Below are 1,482 nucleotides of genomic sequence, written 5' to 3'. Positions count from 1 at the left end.
GGTCGCCGCGGAGGCGCTGGCGCGCAACTTCCGCTCCATCGACCGCATCGAGCAGGCCACCGAGAAGGAGCTGTCTACCGGCGCCCCGGCCCGCTCCGAGCGCGTCGCCAAGTACAACCAGCTGCTGCGCATCGAGGAGATCCTCGACGACGCGGCGGTGTACGCGGGCCGCTCCGCGTTCCCGCGCTTCAAGGGCTGATCCGCAGAGCCAAGGGCTGATCCGTACAGCCAAGGGCAAGGGCTGAGCCGTACAGGGTCAAGCCCGAGCCAGTCGTACGTACGTCCCCGTACTCGGTCCCGTACCGTGTGCGGGGACGTACGCGCGTGTGAAAGGGGAGGCGGAGACATGGCCGTCAAGGACCGGGACCGTTTCTCCACCGCCACCCGGATCCGGCTGCTCGGCGAGCAGACCGCCGCGCGGGTCTACCGCTCGCAGACCAAGCGCCAGGCCCGCCGCTCCCGGCTCACCGGCCGCGCGGCCCTGCTCGCGCTCGTCGTCTGCACGCTGGTCGTGGCACTCGCCTACCCGATAAGGCAGTACGTCTCCCAGCGCGCCGAGGTCGCCGACCTGCAGCGGCAGAAGCAGCAGGCCAAGGAGCGGGTCGAGCAGCTGCGCGACCTCAAGGCGCGCTGGCAGGACGACGCGTACGCCGAGCAGCAGATCCGGCAGCGGCTGCACTACGTCATGCCCGGGGAGACCGGTTACATCGTGATCGACCCGGACCTGACGAAGCAGTCGCGCGCCGACCTGGGGGCGGCGGACCGCCCCTGGTACTCGAACGTCTGGGACGGGGTCGACAAGTCCGACGCCTCCGACCAGTGACCTGACCAGAGAGACACTCCGCAGTGGAAACCCCTCCGCCGACCACCCCGCGCACCGAGCCCACCGACGCGGATGTCGAGGCCTTCGAGCAGCAGCTCGGCCGCCCGCCGCGCGGGCTGCGCGCCATCGCCCACCGTTGCCCGTGCGGGCAGCCCGACGTGGTGGAGACGGCGCCCCGTCTCCCCGACGGCACGCCCTTCCCGACGACGTACTACCTCACGTGCCCGCGCGCCGCGTCGGCGATCGGCACGTTGGAGGCGAACGGCGTCATGAAGGAGATGACAGCCCGTCTGGAGACGGACCCGGAACTCGCCGCCGCGTATCGCTCCGCGCATGAGGACTATCTCGCTCGCCGTGATGCCATCGAGGTGCTGGAGGGTTTTCCGAGCGCGGGGGGTATGCCGGACCGGGTGAAGTGTCTGCACGTCCTGGTGGGGCACTCCCTGGCCGCGGGCCCCGGTGTGAACCCGCTGGGGGACGAGGCGATCGCGATGCTGCCGGAGTGGTGGCTGAAGGGTCCGTGTGTGGTCCCGGCACAGGAGAAGCCGGCCGAGGAGTGACCGTCGGCCACGGTCCCGCCCTGGGGGCTGCCGGGTCCACCACGCCAAGCGCCCCAACTGAGCCTGCACGCACGGGAGTTCATCCTCATGCCCATCGCC

The 1,482-nt window shown here is 70.9% G+C and carries 2 protein-coding genes and 1 pseudogene; all 3 read left to right on the top strand.

Annotated features, from left to right (window positions below; genetic code table 11):
• Positions 1 to 199 (top strand): annotated as a pseudogene (locus ACWDR3_RS47765) (hypothetical protein); the annotation flags it as partial.
• 147 nt (positions 200 to 346) lie between these two features.
• The gene (locus ACWDR3_RS47760) at positions 347 to 823 is read left to right on the top strand and encodes an FtsB family cell division protein (protein WP_402358255.1); all 477 of its coding nucleotides are present in this window, start codon (positions 347 to 349) and stop codon (positions 821 to 823) included.
• 23 nt (positions 824 to 846) lie between these two features.
• Positions 847 to 1,383 carry a DUF501 domain-containing protein gene (locus ACWDR3_RS47755; protein WP_450358946.1) on the top strand — a complete coding sequence of 179 codons (537 nt, stop codon included), beginning with the start codon at positions 847 to 849 and terminating at the stop codon, positions 1,381 to 1,383.
• Positions 1,384 to 1,482 lie beyond the last annotated feature (99 nt).

This window comes from Streptomyces sp. NPDC001002, from assembly GCF_053599215.1.
Note: the sequence above shows the minus strand (reverse complement) of the source record. Positions and strands in the feature narration are given on the sequence as shown.

Excerpts from the sequence above, each read along its gene's own strand:
- ACWDR3_RS47760 (WP_402358255.1), top strand. The coding sequence starts at position 347 with ATGGCCGTCAAGGACCGGGACCGTTTCTCCACCGCCACCCGGATCCGG.